We start from the raw sequence: 24,066 nt of genomic DNA on the forward strand, positions 1-24,066 counted from the left end.
GGCGGATCTACGAGGTGTTCGCCGAAGCTGGGGTGCGCTATGTCGGTGAGCCGACCACCAGCGGTGCGGGGTTGCAGACCGTCCGGCCGGTGGACCAGGTGCTGGCCCGGCCACGGCACGGGACCTGCCTGGACGTGTGCGTGACCTACGCCGGGGCGTGCCTGGATGCCGGACTGCATCCGATGATCGCGGTGCTGGACCCGCGACACGGCGGGGCCGGGCACGCGATCGTGGTGATCTGGCTGGACGGCTCATGGCCGACGTCGCAAGCCGACTACCCGCTGCACGAGGTGGTGCATGCCACCGCGCCGGTGACCGAGGACGGGTTCCCGCTGACGCGGGAGGTTCGGCCTGCGGTTGAGTCAGCCGGGGCCTTCCTCGCGATCGATGTAACCGGCGCGACCCAACCAGCGAACGCCTCCGCGGCGGCCAAGGACTGGGCTGCCGCCGTGGCCGACGGCGCGGAAATGATCACTTCCACGGGCACGGCCGGTGGGCGGTGGCGGTGGGGGCTGAGCGTCGACGTCGGGCTGTCTCGCCGGACCGTTCCTGCTCTGGACGTGGAGGACTGGCGGGCTCCGGATTTTCTGCCGTTGACTGCCCCCTACCTGGAACCCAACCCGCAGGCCGGCCCGCTGACCCAGATCAAGGCGCGCCAAGGCGTGGTCCCGTTCTACGCCCGCGACGAACTGGACCTGCTGCTGGACTGGGCCGAGGCACACAGCACCGTCCACGACGGTGTCGAACTCGCGGTGCTGCATGGCGTGGGCGGTGCCGGCAAGACTCACCTGGCCGCCGAACTGTGCCGCAGGCTGGACGCGGCAGGCTGGTACGCCGGATTTCTCGCCAAGCACCCGGCACCCCGCAGCGAAGATTTGGCCTGGCTGGCCGGGGTAGAGTCACCGACGTTGGTCGTCGTGGACTACGTCGAGGACACCACCACCGAAAGCGTCCTCTCGACGCTCAAGGCACTCCGCGGCCGGGAAGAGCCGACGAGGGTGCTACTGACCGCCCGGGCAACCGGCGACTGGCTAACGACCATCACCAGCGGCGCCGAGCGCGACGGCCTGAGTTCCGCCGCGCCGTTGCTGGTTCCGCTGCCACGGCGGCACCGGGCTTCAGCAGGCGTGTTCCGCCGCGCCGCGCAGCGCTTCGCTGAACTGCCCGGCAGGTCGGCCGCAGCCGTCGAACAGCCACCGCCGAACCCGCGCTGGACCACCTTGGACCTGGTGCTGCAGGCGTGGCTGGCCACCGAGAGCTCTATCGACGACGCGCTGCCGACTCAGCGGGATACATTGTATGACCGGGTCCTGCAGCGAGAATTCGAATACTGGCAGCGGACCTGCTTGAAACGCGGCCTGCCTGAATACCCCTCATCGCTGCTCGCCCGAGTGGGGGCCGTCCTGACACTTCTCGGACCAGCCACTGCAGATCGAGCAACCAGAGCTGTCACCGCAATCGAAGAATTGGCCCATCCCACACCCGATCGAGCTGTCCTCCTCGATGTGCTTATCGGACTGCTCGCCTCGGACACCGCCGACGAAGGCTTCGCGATCCGACCCGACCCCGTCGGTGAACGGCTAGTACTACGAGAACTCACCGCCAGCCCTTACCTACTGGATCGTTGTATACCGGTTGCCCCAGCGACAGAACGACAGTTGGCCGAGCATCCGGGCGCGCCGCGCGTCGGTGCTGATGTGCAAGCCGCGATCGCGGAAGGCTTCCGGGCATGTTCGGTACTTACCCGGGCAGCAGAACAGGATACTTCGGCTGCCAAAGACCTAACCCGAAGACTGCTCGACCGCCATATCTCCTTGTGGTCGACGGGCCTCGCAGTTGCTCTGAACCAAGGCGGACCATTCGCCACCACGCTGACAGAACTCGCCGAGCGAAAAGACACACCGTTGCCGCTGGCACAGCTCGCCACCGCCATACCCCAAGGACACGCGGCGCTCCGAACGCTGGCGCTCACCGCCACACAACGCAGCCGACCAGAACCTGATCCCGCAAACGCGGACGGCAACAACCGCGAGGCTGTCGCCACTTGGTCGACCATCCTCGCTGTTCGACTCACTGACGCTGGTGACCGCGCGGGCGCCTTGGCCGCTATCGACGAAGCCGTCGCCCTATGGCGCCAGCTGACCAAGGACGACCCGGCCGCGTTCACGCCGGACCTCGCCATAGCGCTGAACAACCAAGCCAACCAGCGAAGTGATGTCGGTGACCGCGCCGGCGCCCCGGCCGCCATCGACGAAGCCGTCGCCCTATGGCGCCAGCTGACCAAGGACGACCCGGCCGCGTTCACGCCGAACCTCGCCATAGCGCTGAACAACCAAGCCAACCAGCGAAGTGATGTCGGTGACCACGCCGGCGCCCTGGCCGCGATCGACGAAGCCGTCACACACTACCGTCAACTGGCCGAAGCCAACCCGGCCGCGTTCGCGCCGAACCTCGCCGCGTCGCTGAACAACCAAGCCAACCAGCGGAGTGGCGTGGGTGACCGCGCTGGCGCCCTGGCCGCCATCGACGAAGCCGTCGCTCTGCGGCGTCAGCTGGCCGAAGCCAACCCGGCCGCGTTCCTGCCCGACCTCGCCATGGCGCTGACCAACCAAGCCACCGCGCGAAGTGGAGTTGGTGACCGCGCTGGCGCCCTGGCCGCGATCGACGAAGCCGTCACACACTACCGTCAACTGGCCGAAGCCAACCCGGCCGCGTTCGCGCCGAACCTCGCCGCGTCGCTGAACAACCAAGCCACCATGCGGAGTGAGATTGGTGACCGCGCCGGCGCCCTGGCCGCCATCGACGAAGCCGTCGCCCTGCGGCGCCAGCTGGCCAAGGACAACCCGGCCGCGTTCCTGCCCCACCTCGCCGCGTCGCTGACCAACCAAGCCACCGCGCGGAGTGAGATTGGTGACCGCGCCGGCGCCCTGGCCGCCATCGACGAAGCCGTCGCCCTGCGGCGCCAGCTGGCCAAGGACAACCCGGCCGCGTTCCTGCCCCACCTCGCCGGGTCACTGAACAACCAAGCCAACCAGCGGAGTGGCGTGGGTGACCGCGCCGGCGCCCTGGCCGCCATCGACGAAGCCGTCACACACTACCGTCAACTGGCCGAAGCCAACCCCGCCGCGTTCGCGCCGAACCTCGCCGCGTCGCTGACCAACCAAGCCAACCAGCGGAGTGGCGTGGGTGACCGCGCTGGCGCCCTGGCCGCCATCGACGAAGCCGTCACACACTACCGTCAACTGGCCGAAGCCAACCCCGCCGCGTTCGCGCCGAACCTCGCCGCGTCGCTGACCAACCAAGCCAACCAGCGGAGTGAGATTGGTGACCGCGCAGGCGCCCTGGCCGCCATCGACGAAGCCGTCGCTCTGCGGCGCCAGCTCGCCGAAGCCAACCCGGCCGCGTTCCTGCCCCACCTCGCCATGGCGCTGAACAACCAAGCGAAACAGCGGAATGCAGTGGGTGACCGCGCCGGCGCCCTGGCCGCCATCGACGAAGCCGTCGCTCTGCGGCGTCAGCTGGCCGAAGCCAACCCGGCCGCGTTCCTGCCCGACCTCGCCATGGCGCTGAACAACCAAGCCACCGCGCGGAGTGATGTCGGTGACCGCGCCGGCGCCCTGGCCGCCATCGACGAAGCCGTCACCCTATTGCGCCAGCTGACCAAGGACAACCTGGCCGCGTTCACGCCCGACCTCGCCATGGCGCTGAACAACCAAGCCAACCAGCGAAGTGATGTCGGTGACCGCGCCGGCGCCCTGGCCGCCATCGACGAAGCCGTCACCCTATTGCGCCAGCTGACCAAGGACAACCCGGCCGCGTTCACGCCCGACCTCGCCATGGCGCTGAACAACCAAGCCAACCAGCGAAGTGATGTCGGTGACCGCGCCGGCGCCCTGGCCGCGATCGACGAAGCCGTCACATACTACCGTCAACTGGCCGAAGCCAACCCGGCCGCGTCCGCGCCGAACCTCGCCATGGCGCTGAACAACCAAGCCAACCAGCGAAGTGGAGTTGGTGACCGCGCCGGCGCCCTGGCCGCCATCGACGAAGCCGTCACCCTATTGCGCCAGCTGGCCAAGGACAACCCGGCCGCGTTCACGCCGAACCTCACCGCGTCGCTGAACAACCAAGCCACCATGCGGAGTGAGATTGGTGACCGCGCCGGCGCCCTGGCCGCCATCGACGAAGCCGTCACCCTATTGCGCCAGCTGGCCAAGGACAACCCGGCCGCGTTCACGCCCGACCTCGCCATGGCGCTGAACAACCAAGCCAACCAGCGGAGTGATGTTGGTGACCACGCCGGCGCCCTGACAGCCTTTCTAGATGCGTGGCGCGAGCTCACCCCGGGACCGCGAGCCGAGTTGATCGCCATGCGGTCTCAGTGGCGCCTAGGAGAAATCGACGTCACCTCTGCGGCAGGCTCAGCGGATATCGATGGTGCTCTCGACGATCTGAGATTAGCCGCATCGACTGCCGCCGAGCCTGACCTCCCTGCCCGCAGTGGCTCCGCACGTCGCAAAATCCGCGACATGGTCGGCGAAGTGCTGGAAATGCTGCCCAACTCTGAGGATATCCGGTCCCGACTGCCGACCTGGACAACCACTGACATACCCGAATCGCTGGTAATCCTCCTAAATCAGTGGCTCAATAGCCGCGATTGGGACGCGCGCGAGTCGTTCGTTCGCGCCAACTTCACGACTTTGCTGACCAACACTGGGCAGAACAATATTGCGTTGGCCCGATTCCTGTATCCGGAAGCTGACACCCTCGTCGATCTGTACGGCCTCCTGGAGCAGGTGCGCGACCGGGGACTAGACGAAACTCTGGCCACCTACCGCGCCGCGCACGCTCACGCGACCGACCTGCAAGCCTGGCTCACCGCACCAACCTGGGAAGGAGCGCGTGCATTCCTGAAGGAGCACCCCGATCTGATCGCCGACCCACGCACGCTCACCGTGCTGGAAGCCGCCAGCGAGCACCCAGTGGCCAGCCAGCACCTCAGCATCCTGCGGCTCATCCAACAGTCAGCGACCAAGTCGATCGACGACGTCTACGACGCGGTCATCGACCCATTGCTCGCCACCGACCAAGCAATGCACCACCTCGAATGCCTTAACGCGGGCCTACTGGACGACCTCCTCCACGCTGTCCCCGGCCTGCTCCAGCTACCATTCACCGGCCCGTACCTGCTCGCGGCGCGCGCTGCTCTCTCCGCGACCGAGTTGTCGTCCGACGAGAAACCTCCCGCGGACGCGCAGACAGCGATAGCGTTAGCTGCCCGAACCGGCACGGCCACCCAGTGTGCCGCAGGTGCCGCCCGCTTACGTCGCATAGCCCGGCGTGAACCGAGTGTTGCGAGCTCGTTCGAGTACCTCGCAGCACAATTGAACTCCGCAGCAAGCGACACCGCTGGTGACAATTGATCGCAACAGCTCATCCGCACGTCGGCAACCAGGCGAGTGATGGAGGATGAGCTCGCGGGTGGCGGTGCCGTGCTGACAGAAGTGCACCGCCACCCTCGACGGGCGCGTGGAGTGCCTCAGTCTTGGCCGAGACTCGACTGCGAGTGGTGGTGCGCGGACGCAATAGGTTAGTCCGGTAAAGGCACCGGCTTCAGCCAAGCCGCCCGCGCCGACCTGCTCACCGAGCTTCAACCCCTCGAACGCCGCACGCATCCCTTCGCCGCCGCGCCGCCGCGCGACGACGTCCGCGGCGCCCACTGGGTCCAGCCTGACCTGGTCGGCGAGATCGTCTACCGGCAATTCACCCGCGCCGGCCGCGTCCGCCGCACCGCGTGGCGCGGCCTTCGAGCGGACAAGAAACCCGCCGACGTCCTCGCCCCTCGATCTGTCCACGCGCCCGCCGCGGCGCCAGCGCAAAACCCGTTCCAGCCGAGTCAGCGTCCCCGGCACCGGTCGGCCAGCGCATCACCGTTCAAGCGGGCAATCGACGTCTCACTTTGTCTAACCTGGGCAAGCCGCTCTACCCCGACGGTTTTACCAAGGGTGAGGTGATCAACTACTACTCCCGCATCGCCGACATCCTGCTGCCCCACCTGGCCGGGCGGGCGGTGACGTTCATCCATTTTCCCGACGGCGTCGGCGGGCAGCAATTTTTCGAGAAGAACGTCCCCCGCGGCGCGCCCGACTGGCTGCCCACGGTCCGACTGTCCAGCACCGGCAGCCGGTCCGGTCGCAGCGACGGCGTGATCGAGTACGCGCTGCTCGACGAACTCGCCGCGCTGGTGTGGGCCGCGAACATGGCCGCCCTGGAGTTGCACGTCCCGCAGTGGCAAGTAAACGCCGACGGCCGACGGCTGCCGCCGGACCGGCTGGTGTTCGACCTCGATCCCGGACCAGGCGCCTCGATCGTCCATTGCTGCCGCGTCGCCGAACGCCTCCGCGACCTGCTCCTCGATGACGGCCTGACGCCGTTCGGGAAAACGTCCGGCTCGAAGGGCATGCTTAACCGGAGCAACTATTGTCCGCTTTGGCCGTGCCTTTGGAAGGGCCACTGTGCACAAGCGGACCTGGCGCGATTGCCAGATCTGTCGTCAGAGCGAGGCCTCATTGCTGCTCGGCGACATCCACCAGTCGGGCGAGCCCCGGTGCCCCCGGTCGACCGGCCCGGGTGCGAGGGCAAGCTGGCGCCACCTCGGGTCGGAGGAGGGCCGGGTTTCCCCACACGGAGGGACTCGCCTCCGCGCCTGTCGAAGTCATCCGTCCCTGGTTGCGACGAGCAACCTGGGCGAAAGGTGGCGAACTTGCCAAGAAAGGATCGGATGATCTTTTCTAATTCGCGCCCAGACGTGCGTCCGCGATCTTCTATTAGCACTGCGGCCGAGTAGTGGTGGCGGAAGGACTTTTGTTGGCAAACCGTGCAACCTGGCTAGTCTGAGTGGAACTTGCCCCGGACAATTGCGAGCCATTTTTTGGATGGCCAATTGAATCGTGAAGTGTGATTAGTTTGCCATCGGCATGCAATGTCGAGTCAAGAACAGCGGCTTGTGATCGTGTGGGCATGCTCTCGCCTCGTTCCCAGCGCGCATAAGTCTGCCGCCCGACCCCGATACGCGTAGCAAGCTCATATTGAGACATTGGTTTTTCTTGTTTATTTCGCATTTCCCTCAACGAGATCCCGAAGTTTTTGACCTTGATGACATGGCTGCCGTACTCGAATGAGTCACGCTCGACAACCTCGGACAGTAAGTGTTCGCTGAGGTGACGCCCTCCAGACATGGCCTCAGCTAGCTGTCGCCGCGCTCGCGTCAGTACCTGAAGTGTGGCACGCTTGCTTATACCGAGAATCTGCGATATCTCAGCCGTGCTGTAGTCATTTAGCTGCAGGAGAATGGCTTCTCGTTGGCGGTGTGGCAATGTCGACAAGGCGCGATTAAGCTCATCATGAAGTAGGGCAACATCTTCAGGCGATGACTCTTTCGAAGGAGTGTCGGCAGGGACGTCAGCCACCAAGACTTCGCGCTGCCGTCGTTGTTCGCGCCAATGATCTGCCATTTTCCTTTTCGCAATGCCAAATAAGACGGGTGCAAATTCGGCTCGGTCTATCATGACGTCTCTGTGTTCAACGTAGCTCACGAAGCTCATTATGGATTCCGAAAGAATTTCATCCGCATCCATCCTGCTGGGCGCTCGTCGCTGAAGGAATATGAATAGTCTACTGAGAAGCTCCTGGAATGATTGCACTTCGAGCACTTCTTGAAGTCGGCCGATTCCTTCTTTGCTTCCGATTTCCTGGCGAGGAATTGCGTCACGACCGCATGACGTTGTCGCGCCAGTGTGATTGGGTTTCACGAACTCGTCGGCTGACTTGGCGGCGGATCGTCGTTATCCTGGCCTTCGACGCCGAGCCATCTGCGAACCGCTGCCTTGACATATGGGCTGCATGTGGTCCACACGACACGAAGCAGAGTGAGGCCGATCGCGGCCAAAGCGGTCAGTGCGAGCTTCTCCCGAACTCCGTCGTCGACTTTCAGGTAAGGTTCCACATAGGTGGCGGTCAGCGCTGCCAAGCTTAGGAACGCAAGAGCCAAACTCGGTAGCGGGGTTCGGATACGACGGGCAGGTCCGACCGGTTGCCCGGTCGGACTGCCCGGTGAGCTTATGGCGCCCATCGGTTCTCCAGCATGACTCGAAGTGTTTGCTCGCCGCGTCGTACAGCACTCCGGCATGGTCTGTACGCGGGCGGATTGAGTTGTGTCGGCGAAGTAAACACCAGCCGACGCAGGGCGAGAAGGTCCAGTGATCGGCATCACTCCAGGCTCACCTGGAAGTGTGATAAGAGAAGCCGACCGGTGAGCCCGTCGACACTAAGAATGTGACTTAGGTCACGATGTACATCCCTTGCGCTCGGCCATGAGCGATGTGTGGGGTGCAACGAGGATCTACGGGTGCTCGAAGTGTTGACGGGTCCGCCATCCACTCCGGCAGAGTTCGGTGGCGGACTCGCATACATCCATCTGCTCAGCCGAGAATGTCGGGGTCGGCAGCATCGTCTTCATGGCGGCCTCTGTTCTCATGGGCGCCTTGAGTCCGGAACTAGAAATATTGTGACTTAGGTCGCAATGTACATCCCCGTGCTCAGCGGCGAGCGATGTGGGATGCGACGAGGGTCTACGGGTCTTCGAAGTGTTGACGGGTCTGTCATCCACTCCGGCAGAGTTCGGTGATAGCCCACTTCCCCTCAGTGGACTGGGCAGATGGCTGCCTCGCGCAGTGCGCCGAGACTTGAGCGTTGGCTCTTGCTGGATGTCGGGCTGGTGTTGCTGGCCACAAATTGTTCAGGTAGCGCTGGATCGGCTGTACGGGCATACCGTCGTTGTCGACGACCAACCGCGGCACCGGCCCTTCAGTCACCACCACTCAATTCCACCGCGGCAGCCGAATCGCTGCGATATTCCAGTCCGCCTCACCGAACACGCTCACGTCACTTTTCTTGATCAAGGTGCGTGAGAAGTACCGGTCCCGGTCATTCGATCAGGTCAAACACCTCGGCATGTCGCCTCGTAGTCCGGTCAATAGATCAGCTCTACGCCGCAATCGACACCGATGATCCCGCTGCACCCTCGGCCTATGCCAAGAAGCTCGCGCAACGGCACGCCCGCGAAACCCCGGACGCGGTGACCACCGTGATGGCCAAGGCCCAGCGCGCCAACCGCGTGTTCATCGACTGGTCCCAAAACAACCCGGCCAAAACCACCGTCGCGCCCTACTCCCTGCGCGGCCGCGACCACCCGACCGTGTCCACCCCAATCACCTGGGAGGAAGTCGAAGCCTGCCGCCACGTTGCCCAGCTAACGTTCACCGCCGACGACGTCCTCGACCGCGTCCGTCGCCACGGAGACCTGCTCGTCGGCCTGGGCGACACCCGCGCCGAGCTGCCCGACCGACAAGCCCGAGGACTCCCCAGCCGCCGTTGAGGTGCAGCGGACCGTCAAGCCCCCTGGTAGTCGACCGTCGCGGCTGTGCCGCAGCGCAAATGTGGTCGTACCGGCCTGGCCGATGCGCGATCATAGGTCCATGGACGCCCGCCGCCTCAGAGTCATCAGCCAGCTTCCCGTCGCTGAACGCTTCTCTGTACTGGGTGAAGGCCTGGCACTACTGGCCGACAACGTCGCCACGCTCGAACGAGACGCCAGAACACTCAGCACCTCTGGCAGCTATCGCGGCGCCGCAGTCCTCCGGTGTTTCGCCGACGAAGAAGCCGCGAAGGTCATGATCCTGCTCGACCTCGCCCGCGCCGGTTGGAAGAATCACACCACCGTCAAATCGTGTATGACGAATTTCTACCAACACCTCGCCCGAGGCCTGTACGTTCGGGCCTATCGGGGCTCGCCTGCAGACCTCGCGGAGATCCGCGGATACGTCGATGGTCTACGGCAGCAGTACTACTTGGACGGCCCCATGGAGATGGATTGGATCTTCGGCAACGAGATCACCACCGACCGCGAAGAGCGGCTGTACGTCGACTACGTCGTCGACGAGAACGACGAGGGCCGCTGGACCGGCCCCGCCGATCGCTTCGCACACGTCGATGAAGACTACATCTCTGCAGCACCGACGAGCACCATATCCGCGCTGACGACTGCGATGCATCAAGTCGGCCTCCTCAGCGAGGCAGGACTCAATGCCACCCGCGGAGTATGGGATGGCGCGATCGTCGACGACACCATGCGATGGGCAGAACTCAGACAGCTCAACATCGCCGTCATTACTAAACTCCGGTCAGCTCATCTCGAGTACACCGACCAAGACACAGAAGCCCTGAGAGACGTCGTGAACAACTGGAGCTTTCCTCTCGCAGGCCTCGATCTCACTCTCATAGAAGTGGATCGAGCAGACCTACAGGAGACACGCCAACGACAACTGGCACGCGAAATGGGGATGCTTGACGGCTTCGAAGGCGGCTACGACTACTTTTGACCAACTCAGGCTATCTAGTTAGGTGCCATATGAGGGAATATGCAGGTGACGGCATACCCTACTCACAACTGTCAGCACTCGTCGCCGACGGCGGTCAGAGCTTTCTCGCCACGTCGTGTAGATCGAGATCGATTGCGAACGGACTTTTCGTCGAGACGGCGTGCCCTCCAGGTGCAGCGGGGTGGTACGTCCCGCTCGCCGGGCTGGTTATGTAACGGAAAACCTGACGACGATCGGGATCGTCGTAGTTCTCGACACGCCAGTAATGCTCGATGCCCGCGGCCGCGTACTCGGCCAGCTTATCCAGCTGATCAGTGATCACCGATCCGACGGACATCACCTCCACCACCAGCGTGCAATCGCCCGGTCGCAGCACCTGGTCGTCCGGAACGTTCGCGTCGTAGACCACCACGTCCGGGCGCCGGTTCAGCAGCGGTGTGTCACGCAACCGCAGGTCGGCACCGGTGACGACAGCAAGGTCCTCACCCACAGCAGCCTCGATGAGGCTGGCGAGATGCCGCACGAACGTCTGATGCGACCGAGTCGGGGCCGGCACGACCACGACGCCGCCGTCGACGACCTCGATCCGCCGGCACACGTCTTCCGGCATCGCCTCGTACGCCTCGGCCGTGATGCCCTCCGGTGGCAGGTGCAGCCAGTCCGGCAACGTCGTCATCCCGCGTCTCCCGCCCTTCTCGCGCACCGCTCGACACTGTTCATCGGTTTCGGAGAGTACTCGTCAGCGACAAACACGGCTGGTTCCGCTCGACAGATAAAATTCCCCGACCATGAACAAGTTGGCCGACGATCCCCGGGTGCAGCGCACGCGTTTCGTCGTCATCGACTTCGAAGGCCTCACCCCTGCCGGACGGCCGCCAGTGCCCATCGAGGTCGCTGCCGTCACGGTCATGCTCTCGCCGACTGGCCAGTTCACCGAGCTGGACTGCTACGAGTCGCTGATGGCACCGCCACCAGACGTCCCGATCACCAGATTCGACCAGGCATCAGGAATCACGAAGAGGCCGATGGCCACCGCGCCGGCGGCCTCGGCGGCCATGTCCGAACTCGACCGGCGCGTGCACGCGGCCGCGACCGACGCCGGCCACGCGGTCCTGCTCGTCGCCCACCACGCCGCCACCGAGCGGACCCTGCTGCACGGCCAGCGCAGCCACTGCCCACGCCGCGCCGACACCTCACTGCTCGACACGGTCCGGCTCGCCCGCGCGTGCCAGCCGGAGCTCGCTTTGCACAGCCTGGACCACCTGGCCCGGCACCTGCAGCTGCAGATCCCCCGCGATCGAAACCGCGCGCTCGCCGACGTCCGCCTCACCCTCTCCGTCTTCCAGCAGTTCCTGCGCGCGGTAAGTGGTCGACCTAGATGGACCTTGAGCGCATCACCCTCGTTCCGGCGAAGAAGCCAGGCGCGCACGTTGCCGATCAGCCCGGCCTCTTCTGACCGGGAACGCATAGTGAGCGCTCGCAGAGCGCCGCGAACTGTCCACAGATTGTCCACACCTCAAACCGCCTGTGGATAAGTCGACTTGATCCGATCGTCGTCGTTGAAGTCCTCAGGCGGCGCAGCTCCCGTCGGCCAGGTAGCCCGCCACGGCAGCTTGGCCCGATCGGGCTACAATCGTCTCCGGACTGCTCGCTGTAACGACTTGCTTCTGGTGTGGACGACCTTCCAGAACTGGCGGCGGGCTTACCCAGTCGGAAGTGAGCGACATAAGCATGAGACCGGTACGTGAGGGAAGTGGGGGCGGCATGTGGGCGATCTCCAGTCCCCTGCCATCGTTGTTTTGGGCTGGCATGTTGCTCGGGGGGTGCGCTGTCCTGATTGTTCTCATCCTGACTTGATCTGCCGGCGTTCAAACGAACGAGAGGGCTCTGCTTTGTCGGACGCACCCGATGACGGTGAACGCAAGAACTCGAGCTTCAAGGTGACCATAATTCTCGGGTACAAGGCCAGTCGCCTGCCCTCGTTAATCCTCGTCGGCAGCCTGCTCCTCGCGATCGTCGCGCTGCTGATCGCAATAATCATCTGACATGTCGAAGTTCGACCGGATCCGCTTGTGGGCGACTCCAGTTCTCCTCGTCCTATTCGTTTTGCTCGTACTCGTATACCTGGTCACACGCGGGATCATCAATCCAAGCCGGTTGGGCGCCAGCAAAGACACCCTCGCGGCAGTCGGCAGCATCTGCACCACTGTCACCGTGCTTACAACCGGGGTCTTGGCCTACTACCGGTTCTTCCGGGGCCGTATGTTCACCCTGCGGCTCGAGCTAAACAGCGAAGTGACGATGGTCGACGGTCCGCACACAGCATCCCTTGGACTGCTGACAGTGTCAGTGAAGAACATCGGCAACATCACGGCCTGGGATCCGCTGGTCACCGCGAAGATCAAATACCGCTACGTCGACGGGCGCGTTGTCGAAAACGAGCTGGCTCATTGGGACGACGACATCGTCCGCACGAGCCGCCGCAACGTAAAGGCGATCGATCCCGGCGAATGTTCCACGTTCTCCCGCGAGATCTTCATCGACCACGACGTCTGGGCCGTGACCCACCAGGTCGGCGTCACCAGCGCGGGACACCAGTGGTCTATCGTTCGCGTCCAAGAAGGACCGGCAGTGCATCGCCGCGGCGGCAAGTAGGACAGCGAATCGGTCGTGTGGCTAGCGCGGCGACTGCCCACCTTCCGCAGACGTCCGCTCGGCACCATCGAGGCACAACTGGAAGCAGTCGCCGCCGACGGTCCCGCTCTCGGCCCCAGCCGGCACCGGGGCGAGCCACCGAATGGCAGGTGCGAGACGGACGCAGTTGCGGGCAGCCAGCACCGCGACACCGCGGTTGGCCGACTGGACGCACAAACTTCCGACATCGCCGCGAATCCTCGCTCCGGCAGGAACAGCCTCCGGTGGAGCAGGACCACAACAGGCAGCCGACCGAAGGCGCGCAGCATAAGTCAGGGTCTTTCGGTGCGGGCAACGCCGGTAGCGTCATTGCGCATCGCGGCGGTTTAGGCCGATCGAAGTTGATGCCGTCCTCCTGCCACTCGTGGGGATTGCTGTGCCGAGTCACTGACGAGATGTCGGTGCGCGGTTCGCCATACCGAGCACTCCGCGCGGCGTAGCCCCCATCGCGTTGCGCACGCGCGACACCGGCCGCGGTGGTCGGGTGCGTGCGCTGCCAGCAGCTCTCGCCACGCCGCAGTCAGCCGGGCGATCACCGTGTCGGCAAGGACGGCCTTGGATGGCTCGTCGGCGTCGCGGGCGAGGGAGTCGAGGTGGTCGAGACGGGTGAGCACCGCCATCCGCAACGTCGAGTTCAGCACCTCATCCATGATCGTCCTCCTGACCGGGCGACCGGTTCCAGCCCGTGGGGGTGGTGACGGTCGCGCGAGCTGGGCTGCGTGGGTGCGGTGACGGGGTGCGGCAGAGTATCGCCAGGGTGTCGACGGCACATTCCGGACAGATCCGCAGATCTGCGGGGCGGTGCGTCGTGAGGGACTCGAGGATGAGTTGTCCTTGGCGGAGGTGCCGGGTGCAGACCGAGACGTCGGTTCCCGGTAGTGCGGTGTGGGCTCGTTCGCGGTGGTAGGGGCTGACGCCCCACTGCAGGGAGGTCGTCACGATGGGGCTCCTTCGGCTGCGGCAGCGATCTCCTCGAAGCTGGTGTAGGCGGTGTCGAGGTCGGCGTCGGGAAGCGGGTCGAGCCCGACATCCGCCCGGGCGAGATTGACTTCGGCCGGCCGGTGCAGCGGGTAGAGGCGGTTGAGCCCGCCGACGTACAGCCGCTGGGTGCCATAGCGCTGGCCCCGCTTCTCGTCGGTGGCGACTCGGTCGGCGAGGTAGGCCAGATCACGCGGGCTTGCCTCACCGCGGGCGACGACGTCGCACAGCCTCGGCAGCCAGCAGGCGCTATACCCAGCGGGCGCGTGCTGGGACAGGATCCAGGCAGCGTGCGCACCGTCGGTCCCGACGGCGCGCACGCCGGGCCAGCCGCGGACCGACACGATCGGCGCGAGCCAGCGCAGGTTGTCCTCGTCGACGCGCTGCACGGCAGCCCACTGCCGCGGCGTGGGGCACGCCGGGTCGAGCTGGCCCGGGCCTGCTGGTCCGCGGCCGCGCGTGCGATCAGCTCGTCGCGCAACGCCGCCAGCTCGGCGCGGGGTCGCCGTGCCGGGCTCACAGCTGCGCCGATCGAGTCCGCGACGCGGGAACGGCCATCGCTCGCGTGGTGACCAGCAAGGCAGCTTGCGACGGCAAGTCGGCCTGAGTGGGCTGCTCGACCCAAAGCCACAGATCCAGCGCTTCGGTCTCCGGAGAGGGCAGCACCACCACAGCTGCCTCACCGACCACGCTGACGCCCAGCGGGACCAGCGCGGCCAACTCCTCCAGTGTCACGCTGCCAGGGCCGCTCAGCAGGGTCCATCGCTGCCCGCCAGGATGGGCCAGAGCCGGCGCCGGCATCGCCCGGACCCGCAAGCTCGCCACCACCCTGCGGCCCAGCCCGGCGGGCATGGTGACCGCGCCGAACACCCCGCCGAGCTGCAGGACGATCCGGTCACCGTCGACAAGCTGGACGGGCAATCCACATTCGGCCCGGTAGTACTCGCACCGGTGCCAGGCGGTGTTGCAGGTTGCTGAAGCGCCTACGTCACAGGGTACGGACATCGTCGTCGTCCTTCCGCATGTCAACGTCGAAGCTGAGCAGCGCGGCATGGCAGCGCTTTCCATCTGCGGCCCCGGCGTGGTCGTGTCGCCGTCGGCCGACGGTGTGTCACTTGGAGTCGTCGCAATCAACCAATCGGGGAAGTGCCGCAGCGCGTGTGCCGCGATCGTTGGGTCAACCGGACCGGCACTCCACGTGCGTCAGCGCCTCGCCAACACCGACACGGCTGGATGCGGCCAGCCTTGCAGCCCGAAGCGCTCGTCACGACGGTAGAGCTCCACACCCGCGTGGGTATACGGCACTGTGCTCGCCGGCAGCGAGGCTTTCGGGAACCACGCGATCTGCGAGCACTTGTGCGGCTCGGCGTTGCGTGCTTCTCCCCGCCATCGCCGCGCACGGAAGAAGAACCCGACCCTGGCCTTCCCCTCAGGATTCAGGCAATGGACCGAGGTGACCATCTCTAGATCATCGCGGTCGACCTCGACGTCGATCTCTTCGCGGGCTTCGCGGATGATGGCGGCGACCATGTCTTCGCCCTCTTCGAGCTTGCCCGATGGCAGATTCCACTGTCCATCCGCGTAGCCGGTGCCTGCACGCCGGGCGAGCAGCACGTGCTCGCCACGCTCCAGGATGATCAGAACGTCAACGAAGCTAGTGTAAGGCACGGTAATTCATCCTAAGCTGCTCGACGGTATCGAGAAAAACAGGCTATCTGGCCGAAACGAGACCTATATCGATTTCCTTCATCTCTTCAGGCTTCAGAGCGATCTGGTGCGCCGATAGATTGTCCACAAGGTGGGCGGTTCGACACGTGCCGGGGATGGGCATTACGACTGGCGAAACGTGCAGCAGCCAGGCGAGTGCGAGTTGCGCGGTCGTGACGCCGCGAGCCCGAGCCAGCGAAACCAAGGGGCTGTCAGCTCGAAGCAACCGACCAGCACCCAAGGGAGCGTACGGTACGAATGGGATTCCCCGCGTCGCACAGTACTCCAGCACGTCGTTGTGTAGTCGGTTCGCGATACTATATTTGTTCTGCACTGCAGCGACCAGGACAAGTTCTCGGGCCCGGCGTATCACCTGAACGGAGACCTTCGATAGGCCGATGTGGTTGATTTTGCCTTCCGACTGCATGTCGGCTAGAACGCCGAGCTGGTCTTCGAGTGGGATTGCGAGGTCGATTCGGTGCAGGTAGTAGAGGTCTATCCGTTCGAGATTGAGCCTGCGGAGGCTCATTTCGACACATTGGCGGAGATATTCCGGCCTGCCGAGAGGTGACCATTTGTTCGGGCCTTGGCGGGTCAGACCGCCCTTGGTAGCGAGGAGCAGATCATCGGGATAGGGGTGCAGGGCGTCGTGGATGAGCGTTTCGGCGACGTGGGGTCCGTAGGCGTCGGCGGTGTCGATGTGCGTGACGCCGTGGTCGACCGCTGCGCGCAAGAGACTGATCGCCTCGTCGGGGTGTTGCGGTCGGCCCCAGTGTCCGGGGCCGGTGAGCTGCATGGATCCGAATCCCAAGCGGCGGGCTGCTGTCGCCCCGATCGGGAGGACCGGACGGGTGCTAGCGAACCTGTCGTCGGGCATGGCGTTTCTCCTCACTTATCGGCGGGCGTCCTCTCTGACCGACTGGGCCCTCACGGACTTGGGCGATTAGAGGGAATCGAAAAGGGATTGCTGATCGGCGGGTTTCGTCGGATGCAGGTTTCCGTCGAGGTCGAGCCCGGCGATGGTCAGGAGTGCGTCGAGTTCCGTGTTGGTCGCCGGCTGGTCGCGCATGAAGGCTTCGAGCAGCGTCGCCGTCGCGACGGTGTCCCAAAGCGCGCGGTGCGGTTGGCTGTCGCGTGCGGCCTGGGTGATCGTGTCGGTCAGGTCGAGACGTTCGATCCAGGCTTGGAGCCCGTGTCCCTTCTTGAGTTCGGGTCGGCGGTGCTTGGCCAGGCGCAGCGTGTCGATGAGCCCGACTGGTTCGGCGGTCGGCAGGGTCTTGGTGAGTAAGCGCCAGTCGACGCGGACGTTGTGGCCGACCAGCCATGCGCCGGCGACGAGTTCGATGATCTTCGGTGCGACCTCGTCGAGGGTCGGTGCGTGCTCAAGGACGGCGTTCGTGATCCCAGGGGACGTCCAGGGGCTGCGGGTGATCTTTCGTTCCGGGTTGATCAGGGAGCTGAACGCGTGGTCGAGGTCGGGTGCACCGTGGTGGATCGGCACGAGGGCGATTTCGAGGATCGCTTCGCCGGCGGGGTCCTGAGGTCCGCTGCCTTCGAGGTCGATGGCGACGAGCTTGGCTTCGGTCCAGGCAGCGGTGTGGTTGCTCACGGTAGCTCCGTTCGATTCAGGTCGGTTACTCGTCATCGAACCGTGTTGCGTGGGCGAGTTGGTGGCGAACCTCCGCGATGTGCGCCTGATCCGCCTCATCGGGGGTGAATCCGACCAGGGAACGGCCGTGATTGCCGGTGAAGTGCGGCAGTGTGGTGTCCCAGATCTGGTAGCCGGTCTGGTGCTGGATCGGGTAGCGCTGCTGTTCGCTCAGCCCGCTCGTCCAGACGTGCCCTACGTCGTAGACGACGGGTGAGGAGTAGCCGAGCTTGCCGAAGATCGTGTCGAGTTCGGCTTCGGTGGGCGGGCGGTGGGCGTCGCGGCACCGGTTCTGCTGGGCCAGCGGGCAGATGTCGCATAGCTCGTTGACGCCCCAGTGGCCGTTGTAGTCGGCGATACCGTGTACAGCGGACACCCCGCAGGAGGTCTTGCGGTACAGCGGTGTGCTGATCCCGGACGCCTGCCACGCGGCGACGACCTTCGCGTCGATTTCCGCCGGCATGGCTTTGCGGCGGGCGACGTCGTCGATCCCGTAGGGGAGTTCGACGCCGAGGGAGGTGATGAATTCGGCGTTCTCGGGCTTGTGGTAATAGCCGGTGAACACGATGCCGTCCGCGTCGCGCCCGACATCCAGCACGCGGGCCATGGTCTCGGGCTGGTCGTTCCAGCCGGGCACGATCGGCCGCCAGTACAGCAGCACCCTGGTGCGGCGTCCGGGCGTCGCGGCCGCCGTCCGTAGCGAGGTGACGGTGATGGAGCTTTTGGCGATCGGCTCGATGCGGGCGTCCTCGATCCCGGAGTAGGTGAACAGCAATGTCACGCGCACGTTCGCGAGCGCTTCGAGCTGGGCCATGTCGTCGCTGGTCACGCGGAAGCGGGTGATCAGCAGGACCAGGTTGGTCAGGCCGCGCTCGTCGAGGTCCCGCAGCGCGGCGAACAGCTCAGGTTTGACCGCGGGCAGGAACGGGTCGGTCGCCTTGTTGAAGATCTGGAGCGGGGTAACGTGCGGCTCGAAGCCGGGATGGTTGACTAGCGCTTGGACGGCGTTGGCAGTCGTTTCGATGAGCTTGGGGACCTTCTGCTCGAAGTTGCCCCAGAAGTGGCGCACGCAGTACGCGCAGTCCAGCGGGCAGCCGATGACGTGGTTGAGGGACAGGCCGCTTTTGCGGTAGCCGACGTACTGTGCCATGTACGGGTCGAGGCTGGCGATCTGTTCCGGCGGCATCATCGTCAGCCGTCCGGTGCCGCGGGTGATGGCGGTGTTGAGGGTGACCGGCGTGCGGGTCATGGGGTCGGTACCTCCGGGCGGTCGGCGGTGGCAGGTGGGCGGAGCAGGTCGGCGGCGCGGTGGCCGCCGAACCAGGTGTGGAAGTCGCGGGCGGCGGCGGTGACGTCGTCGGAGGTGTGGATGAGGTTGTCGACCAGCCGGTGTTCGCGGCGCGCGGCGGCCAAGCTGTCGTTTCCCAGGTCGGCGCGGATGGTTCCGGGTTCTGCCGTACTGGGGTCGAAGTCGCCGAGCAGGGCACGCACGCGAGTTGCGGTGTCGACGCCGGGGGTCGCGCTGTAGCCGAGGGCGACGACGACGTCGTGGCCGACATAGCGGTCGCGCAGGCAGGCGGCAACGTCGACGTCGAGGCGGTGACGGTAGGCGAGCAGGTCCCAGTAGTGCACGAAGATCTGCCAGTCGGCTACCGTGACGCGCTCGACCACGATGAGGGCGATCTCGGTGCTCACGCGTTCGAGGACGGCGTCGACCAGATCGCGTTCGAGGCAATCGGGCTTCAGGAGCACAACCGTCCAGCGGGACCAGTCGACCCGTTCGGGCGCCGGATCCGTCATCGTGCTTCCTGATCGAGTTCGGTTGTGGGTGGGACCCGTGTCGGCCACTTGTGGTGCAGCAGCCACCGGTGCGAAGGGTCCAGTAAGGCGAGCACGTCGTCGTCGATGACACGTTCCGGCTCGTGCACGATCCGCCGGTACACCTCAAGCAGGGCGACCAGTTGCTGCCAGTACTGCGGCAGTCCGGTCGCGGCGAGCGATGCGCCGGTGTGTCGGATGCGGTTGGCCCGTAGCTGCGCTTCCTGCGCGCACAGCTCGTGGACCACGTCCCAGGTGGTGTCGGCCGGCATCGGCCGTGCCGGACTGTGTGACTGCCGAGCTAATCCGGCCTCGGCCACGACGGCCCGGGCCTTCGGTACGTGTTGGTCGCCGATGTGCATCGACCCGACGTGGTGGGCGTAGGTGCCCAGTTCGAGGCCGAGGAGCTGTGCGGCGAGCTCCTGGATGAAGGTGAAGGAGAAGACGTCGGAGACCAGCCCCTGGAAGGCGTCGTTGGCGCGCATGTAGCACACGCCGTGCAGCCGGCCGTCTCGCCGCAGGAGCTGGAAGGCGATGGTGCACGAGACGTCCGGGTGGGAGCCGTCACCGACTTCGTGGGCTCCGAAGATCGGGATGACCGCGCGCTTGGTGTCCGGATCGCAGCGGACCAGGTCGAGTGTCGCGTCGAATGCGGAGCGGCCGGTTACCGATGCGGGGCGGAACATCCGGGTTCCGTATGCGGCGCCGGCGATGGTCAGTCCGTCGACGGAGTACGACGTCATGCGGGGCGCGTAGTAGCGCACCATTTCCACGTCGTCGCGGCCGCCGAGAAACCACAGCACCTCGGCGAGGTTGAACACGACGTTCGCCTTGCGGGAGGCGAACAGCGGTACTCGTGCGGCGGGATTCTCAAGCTGGAAGGAGACGTTAAGTCGTTCCGGTCCGGCGTTTCCCCGCGTGCTGATCCGGGTGGGTGACTGGATCAGGTCGGCGAGCACCGCGGTGTACGCCTCGTGGAAGCCGGGGAACGACGGCGGGGTCAAGGAGGTTCGCGATGGTGATGGGTGATCGAACACGGCAGCTCCCTGGTCGGCCCCGGCCAGCATCCGCAGCGGCGGAGGTTCGTGAACTAGCGTGCTGGGTGTGGCGCGAGCCGGGGAAGAGCTGCGTGCTCGGGTGATGATCGGCCGTGATCAGTGTTGGTCGCTGGATATGTCGCTACGCTGGACTTTCGAGGAAACTGGTGATCACTCCACCGGACGAAGGACGTTTCAGTGACCCGGCTGCCCTCTTGGACTCCGTCTGAGGTAAAGCTGCTGCGCAAGGTCCAGAACCTCAGCCAGCGCGCCTTCGCCACGCGTCTGGGCTACGCCCAGAGCACGGTCGTCGGCTGGGAAAACCCTGATCGCGCCGCGGCGTTGCAGCACGAGACGATCGAGGCTCTCACTACCGAATTGAACCGACTTCCCCAGGACAAGCGTGAGCTTTTCGACCGGGAACGCGGCGTCGCCGGTGGCCGGTTGGGCGCCGGTTCAGCCACCCGAACGGCCACGCTCATCGATGCGGTCGTCCCTGGGCCCGGAACTCCGTTGCCGTACACCGCACCGGACGGGATAGTTGACCACGCTCGCAACTTCCTGGCCTCGTCTGCCCGTGTCTTCCTGGTCACCGGTGCTGCCGGCACGGGCAAGACGAGCCTGACCCGCCACCTTGCCCGCCAATTTGCCGGCGACGTGGACTGCCAACTGCTCACCGTCAGTGGCTGGGAACTCGGTACTGTCGATCTCGCGGCCGAGATCCTTCGTTACGCCTCGATCCCGCGCGGAGAAGACGCGCTGCTCACGCTGGAAGAACACAGCACGCGGCTCAACCGACCTTGCCTGGTCCTCGTCGACGGCATCGCAGACCACGACACCTTCACCGCGGTCGGTCGGCACATCGACCAGATTCTGCGTCAAGTCACCGCACCGTACCTGAGGTTTTTGCTGACCGTGCGGACGCCACCATCCGTCGAGACGACCACGTTTCCCCTGCTCCACGCGTCTCTGTTCACTCGATCGGGGGCAACAGACGGGGCCGCCAAGCGCGGCTTGGCGCCGTGGTCGCCAACACAGACCCGGCAGCTCTGGGAGCAGCAGACGAACTCGCCGTTTGACGCGCTTCCGGCCAACGTCCGCGAACTCGTACGGACGCCCTTGTACATGAAGTTGGCCCTCGAATCGCCTCCTCGCCCAGGTGGCGGCAACCTCGGTTCGTACGCCCTCATCGAAAGCTGCGTCGGCCGCATTCTCGGCGACGACCACGCCGGCCGCAGATCCGCACAGCTGAGCACCTTCGCCCAGCACCAGGGAATCCAGAACATTCCGGCGGCACTCCGTCGCGATATCGACATATCGTTACGTGCCATCGAATTGCCCGACATGCCCGCGACATTGGTTCAGCTTTCCCCGCATCGTCAACCCGAGTTCGCCCACGACGTCCTCGGCGAGTTCTTCCTCGCAACCCGCATCGCCGACCTCATACTGGAGCACGGACGTTCGGTACCCACCGTACAAGCGCTCAACGAACTGGCCGATCGAGCTGCGACCTCAAGCACAGCCCGCAGCCTGTTTGACCTGGTGCTGCAGCGCATCGACGCCGTTAACGCCACGCTCCTGGACAGCGTCACAGCAGCCCCGAACACGTCACTTCGGACCACTGTCCCGCTGATGATCTCCCTCGCCGGCGGCTCTCGGTTCCTCACCCCGGAGGTCGTGCGCACCTGCGCAGCGCGGGCACAGAGCAACGCGGACCCGGCCCTCAGCCGCGCCCTGCTGGGCAGCAAACGACTGCACCACGCGCTCGGTTCCGGCCGCTACCGATGGCTGCTGACCCAGCTCCAGCAATTCGGCGCCACGCTGTGGCCCGAGATCACCCAATTCGTCGAAACCAACTTCGACAGCACCGACGCCTACACCCTGCTCGACCTGGCCAACCTCGCCAACAGCGACGAGGCCACCTACTTCGCACGGCACTTCTACCTCTTTTTCGCCGACTCAACCGGCCACGCCCTGGAAACCTTCCTCGGCCACGCGAACTGGCGCGTGCGAGCAGCACTGGCCGAAGCGCTCGGCGACGCCGCGGTCATCGTGGACAACACGGGCCTCACCGTCATGGCCAGACTCGTGCGCGATCCCGACTACAAGGTCCGCGCGGCCGTCGCCCCCGTGATCGCCCACGCGCCCGGCCAGGACGCGGTGAACCACCTCCAGACCCTGCTTAACGACGACAACTGGCACGTCCGAGAGCGAGCCCTGCACGGGCTCGACCGGCTCGGCCTGCCATCGCGCCGCCCCGATCTCGTCCACGCCGCGCTCACCGTCCTAGCCACTGAGCCCGCCTGGTCCCGACCCCCCGGACACATCCGGCCGAGCAAAGAGCGCTTCCTCATCCTCCACGCAGCCGAGCAACACCTGGACTCGCAGCGCGACGACCGAGTGCTACTGACCGTCCTGCGCGAACTTCGCACCGGACATCTCGCCCCGCCCGAACAACTCCGATCGCAGCTCATCGCCCGCGGACAAAACAGCGACCGCAGCCTGGTGCGCCGCGAAGCGGCCCACACCACGGCCGCCACGTCAGACACCGACGCCACCGACCGCATCCGCGAACGGTTCCGCCGCTCCCGCGGCCGCCGCTCCATCCAGGTCGCACTCGACCTGCACGACGTCGCCGACGCCGTCCACGTCGCCCGCGCCGTCGCCGATGCCGGCGCCGACTTCATCGAAGTCGGCGACCCGCTCATCAAGAAAGCCGGCGTCGGCGCGATCGAGCAGATCAAGACCGCTGTCGAGGACACCACCGTGATCGTCGAGATGATGTCCGCCGACTGGGGACGGGACCAGGTGATGCTCGCCGCCCAGGCCGGAGCCGACATCGTCCAGCTCATCGGGCCTGCCACCGCAGCCAGCGTCCGCGCCGCAGTCGAGGCCGGCCAACGCCTGGCCGTCCCCATCCTCATCGACGTGCCCGTCAACACCAGCCACCAGTGGATCACCGAAATGGAACGCGTCGGTGTCGACGGGCTCACCGTGACCACCAACATCGACATCGGGATCGGCAGCACAGCACCCCTCGACGTCGCCCGCGAACTCCGCACCTGGACCGCGCTGCCCGTCGCGGTCAGCGGCGGATTCAGCGCCACCGACACCGCCGTCTTCACCAGTCCGGACTGGGACATCCTCATCATCGGCCGCAGCATCATCGATGCAATCGACCCCGCCACCGCGGCCAAGAACCTCGTTGAACTGGTACATCTCGGTGGAAGGACACTGTGAAGATCACCTCCCTCGCCCAGCACGACATCCCCGAGGTCATCGAACTCATGAAGCTCGGCGGGCCCTACATCCGGCCACGCACCGCCTCCGACTACTGGCTCTACGCCACCCTCTTCTCCAGCACGTGCCCCATCGCGCGTGATAACCGGCAACTTGTCGGCGCCATCATGGCCTTCCACAGCCAAGACAACCCAGATGACCTCTACATCCAAGACGTCATCACCCACCCGGAACACCGCCGTAAAGGCATCACCTCGGCCCTGCTTGACACCGTCTGCCAGCGCGCCACGGTGCTGGGAGCGGTTCGCCTCTATCTCACCTCGGAGCCGGACAACACCACAGCGCACAACACGTGGACACGGCGCGGATTCGTCAACGTTCCGGGTGATCAAGATTTCAACGGCGTATCCGTGATTTCTGACTACAAGGGACCCGGTAAACACCGAGCGGTGTACGAGCGCCAGCTCTGACACCTGTGCCGGATAGACGCTCCACCCACTCAACT

The 24,066-nt window shown here is 65.4% G+C and carries 21 protein-coding genes and 1 pseudogene; 10 read left to right on the plus strand and 12 right to left on the minus strand.

What is annotated here, in order from left to right; all coding sequences use genetic code 11:
• Positions 1–14: 14 nt before the first annotated feature.
• The 3 genes from QRY02_RS31500 (at position 15) to ligD (QRY02_RS31510) (ending at position 6,847) form a co-directional block, all read left to right on the plus strand.
• A complete protein-coding gene (locus tag QRY02_RS31500; protein ID WP_285986446.1) occupies positions 15–5,423 on the plus strand; it encodes a tetratricopeptide repeat protein in 5,409 nt (1,802 codons plus the stop codon).
• Between the two features lie 213 nt (positions 5,424–5,636).
• Positions 5,637–6,014, plus strand: coding sequence for an ATP dependent DNA ligase (locus tag QRY02_RS31505; RefSeq protein ID WP_285993967.1), 378 nt, complete (start codon positions 5,637–5,639; stop codon positions 6,012–6,014).
• Positions 6,011–6,847, plus strand: a complete 837-nt coding sequence (ligD, locus tag QRY02_RS31510; RefSeq protein ID WP_285986447.1) for a non-homologous end-joining DNA ligase LigD — start codon at positions 6,011–6,013, stop codon at positions 6,845–6,847. The genes QRY02_RS31505 and ligD (QRY02_RS31510) overlap by 4 nt, the downstream gene beginning before the upstream one ends.
• On the opposite strand, the gene QRY02_RS31515 is transcribed toward ligD (QRY02_RS31510), so the two are convergent.
• Both QRY02_RS31515 and QRY02_RS31520 read right to left on the minus strand, forming a co-directional pair.
• Entirely contained in the window at positions 6,828–7,811 is a 984-nt protein-coding gene (locus tag QRY02_RS31515; protein ID WP_353068006.1) for a sigma-70 family RNA polymerase sigma factor, read from the minus strand. The two genes, ligD (QRY02_RS31510) and QRY02_RS31515, sit on opposite strands and share 20 nt — an antisense overlap.
• Positions 7,808–8,029, minus strand: a complete 222-nt coding sequence (locus QRY02_RS31520) for a hypothetical protein (RefSeq protein ID WP_285986448.1) — start codon at positions 8,027–8,029, stop codon at positions 7,808–7,810. Before QRY02_RS31520 ends, QRY02_RS31515 begins: the two co-directional genes overlap by 4 nt.
• Before the next feature lie 1,011 nt (positions 8,030–9,040).
• Between QRY02_RS31520 and ligD (QRY02_RS31525) the strand changes: the two are divergent.
• Both ligD (QRY02_RS31525) and QRY02_RS31530 read left to right on the plus strand, forming a co-directional pair.
• A pseudogene (gene ligD / locus QRY02_RS31525) lies at positions 9,041–9,436 on the plus strand (non-homologous end-joining DNA ligase LigD); the annotation flags it as partial.
• A gap of 100 nt (positions 9,437–9,536) precedes the next feature.
• A complete protein-coding gene (locus tag QRY02_RS31530; RefSeq protein WP_285986449.1) occupies positions 9,537–10,439 on the plus strand; it encodes an AbiV family abortive infection protein in 903 nt (300 codons plus the stop codon).
• A gap of 94 nt (positions 10,440–10,533) precedes the next feature.
• On the opposite strand, the gene QRY02_RS31535 is transcribed toward QRY02_RS31530, so the two are convergent.
• Entirely contained in the window at positions 10,534–11,115 is a 582-nt protein-coding gene (locus tag QRY02_RS31535; RefSeq protein ID WP_285986450.1) for a Uma2 family endonuclease, read from the minus strand.
• Positions 11,116–11,227: 112 nt separating this feature from the next.
• Here QRY02_RS31535 and QRY02_RS31540 point away from each other — a divergent pair, with 112 nt between their 5' ends.
• From QRY02_RS31540 to QRY02_RS31550, 3 genes are all read left to right on the plus strand, one after another.
• The gene (locus QRY02_RS31540) at positions 11,228–11,974 is read left to right on the plus strand and encodes an exonuclease domain-containing protein (RefSeq protein ID WP_285986451.1); all 747 of its coding nucleotides are present in this window, start codon (positions 11,228–11,230) and stop codon (positions 11,972–11,974) included.
• A 231-nt stretch (positions 11,975–12,205) separates the two neighbouring features.
• Positions 12,206–12,484: a hypothetical protein gene (locus QRY02_RS31545; protein WP_285986452.1), complete on the plus strand. Its 279-nt coding sequence runs from the start codon at positions 12,206–12,208 to the stop codon at positions 12,482–12,484.
• A 1-nt stretch (position 12,485) separates the two neighbouring features.
• Entirely contained in the window at positions 12,486–13,094 is a 609-nt protein-coding gene (locus tag QRY02_RS31550; RefSeq protein WP_285986453.1) for a hypothetical protein, read from the plus strand.
• Positions 13,095–13,459: 365 nt separating this feature from the next.
• Here the strand turns inward: QRY02_RS31550 and QRY02_RS31555 are convergent, their stop codons facing one another.
• From QRY02_RS31555 to QRY02_RS31595, 9 genes are all read right to left on the minus strand, one after another.
• Positions 13,460–13,783, minus strand: a complete 324-nt coding sequence (locus tag QRY02_RS31555) for a hypothetical protein (RefSeq protein WP_285986454.1) — start codon at positions 13,781–13,783, stop codon at positions 13,460–13,462.
• A gap of 285 nt (positions 13,784–14,068) precedes the next feature.
• The gene (locus QRY02_RS31560; protein ID WP_285986455.1) at positions 14,069–14,500 is read right to left on the minus strand and encodes a DUF6624 domain-containing protein; all 432 of its coding nucleotides are present in this window, start codon (positions 14,498–14,500) and stop codon (positions 14,069–14,071) included.
• Between the two features lie 127 nt (positions 14,501–14,627).
• Positions 14,628–15,032, minus strand: a complete 405-nt coding sequence (locus tag QRY02_RS31565; RefSeq protein ID WP_285986456.1) for a hypothetical protein — start codon at positions 15,030–15,032, stop codon at positions 14,628–14,630.
• Positions 15,033–15,314: 282 nt separating this feature from the next.
• A complete protein-coding gene (locus QRY02_RS31570) occupies positions 15,315–15,779 on the minus strand; it encodes an NUDIX hydrolase (RefSeq protein ID WP_285986457.1) in 465 nt (154 codons plus the stop codon).
• 43 nt (positions 15,780–15,822) lie between these two features.
• Entirely contained in the window at positions 15,823–16,695 is an 873-nt protein-coding gene (locus QRY02_RS31575; protein WP_285986458.1) for an aldo/keto reductase, read from the minus strand.
• A 66-nt stretch (positions 16,696–16,761) separates the two neighbouring features.
• Positions 16,762–17,526: a 3'-5' exonuclease gene (locus QRY02_RS31580; protein WP_285986459.1), complete on the minus strand. Its 765-nt coding sequence runs from the start codon at positions 17,524–17,526 to the stop codon at positions 16,762–16,764.
• Positions 17,453–18,715, minus strand: coding sequence for a radical SAM protein (locus QRY02_RS31585; RefSeq protein WP_285986460.1), 1,263 nt, complete (start codon positions 18,713–18,715; stop codon positions 17,453–17,455). The genes QRY02_RS31580 and QRY02_RS31585 overlap by 74 nt, the downstream gene beginning before the upstream one ends.
• Entirely contained in the window at positions 18,712–19,266 is a 555-nt protein-coding gene (locus QRY02_RS31590; protein ID WP_285986461.1) for a nucleoside-diphosphate kinase, read from the minus strand. Before QRY02_RS31590 ends, QRY02_RS31585 begins: the two co-directional genes overlap by 4 nt.
• On the minus strand, positions 19,263–20,243 hold the full coding sequence (locus tag QRY02_RS31595; protein WP_285986462.1) for a thymidylate synthase: 981 nt from the start codon (positions 20,241–20,243) through the stop codon (positions 19,263–19,265). Before QRY02_RS31595 ends, QRY02_RS31590 begins: the two co-directional genes overlap by 4 nt.
• A 276-nt stretch (positions 20,244–20,519) precedes the next feature.
• Between QRY02_RS31595 and QRY02_RS31600 the strand changes: the two genes are divergently transcribed.
• Complete coding sequence (locus tag QRY02_RS31600; RefSeq protein WP_285986463.1) at positions 20,520–23,561, plus strand: orotidine 5'-phosphate decarboxylase / HUMPS family protein; 3,042 nt, start codon at positions 20,520–20,522, stop codon at positions 23,559–23,561.
• Positions 23,558–24,031 carry a GNAT family N-acetyltransferase gene (locus tag QRY02_RS31605; RefSeq protein WP_285986464.1) on the plus strand — a complete coding sequence of 158 codons (474 nt, stop codon included), beginning with the start codon at positions 23,558–23,560 and terminating at the stop codon, positions 24,029–24,031. The genes QRY02_RS31600 and QRY02_RS31605 overlap by 4 nt, the downstream gene beginning before the upstream one ends.
• The last annotated feature ends 35 nt before the right edge of the window (positions 24,032–24,066 follow it).

The organism is Amycolatopsis sp. DG1A-15b (assembly GCF_030285645.1).
Lineage (GTDB): Bacteria > Actinomycetota > Actinomycetes > Mycobacteriales > Pseudonocardiaceae > Amycolatopsis.

Excerpts from the sequence above, each read along its gene's own strand:
- QRY02_RS31530 (WP_285986449.1), top strand. The coding sequence starts at position 9,537 with ATGGACGCCCGCCGCCTCAGAGTCATCAGCCAGCTTCCCGTCGCTGAA.
- QRY02_RS31535 (WP_285986450.1), bottom strand. The coding sequence starts at position 11,115 with ATGACGACGTTGCCGGACTGGCTGCACCTGCCACCGGAGGGCATCACG.
- QRY02_RS31540 (WP_285986451.1), top strand. The coding sequence starts at position 11,228 with ATGAACAAGTTGGCCGACGATCCCCGGGTGCAGCGCACGCGTTTCGTC.
- QRY02_RS31550 (WP_285986453.1), top strand. The coding sequence starts at position 12,486 with ATGTCGAAGTTCGACCGGATCCGCTTGTGGGCGACTCCAGTTCTCCTC.
- QRY02_RS31555 (WP_285986454.1), bottom strand. The coding sequence starts at position 13,783 with ATGGATGAGGTGCTGAACTCGACGTTGCGGATGGCGGTGCTCACCCGT.
- QRY02_RS31575 (WP_285986458.1), bottom strand. The coding sequence starts at position 16,695 with ATGCCCGACGACAGGTTCGCTAGCACCCGTCCGGTCCTCCCGATCGGG.
- QRY02_RS31580 (WP_285986459.1), bottom strand. The coding sequence starts at position 17,526 with ATGAGGCGGATCAGGCGCACATCGCGGAGGTTCGCCACCAACTCGCCC.
- QRY02_RS31585 (WP_285986460.1), bottom strand. The coding sequence starts at position 18,715 with ATGACCCGCACGCCGGTCACCCTCAACACCGCCATCACCCGCGGCACC.
- QRY02_RS31590 (WP_285986461.1), bottom strand. The coding sequence starts at position 19,266 with ATGACGGATCCGGCGCCCGAACGGGTCGACTGGTCCCGCTGGACGGTT.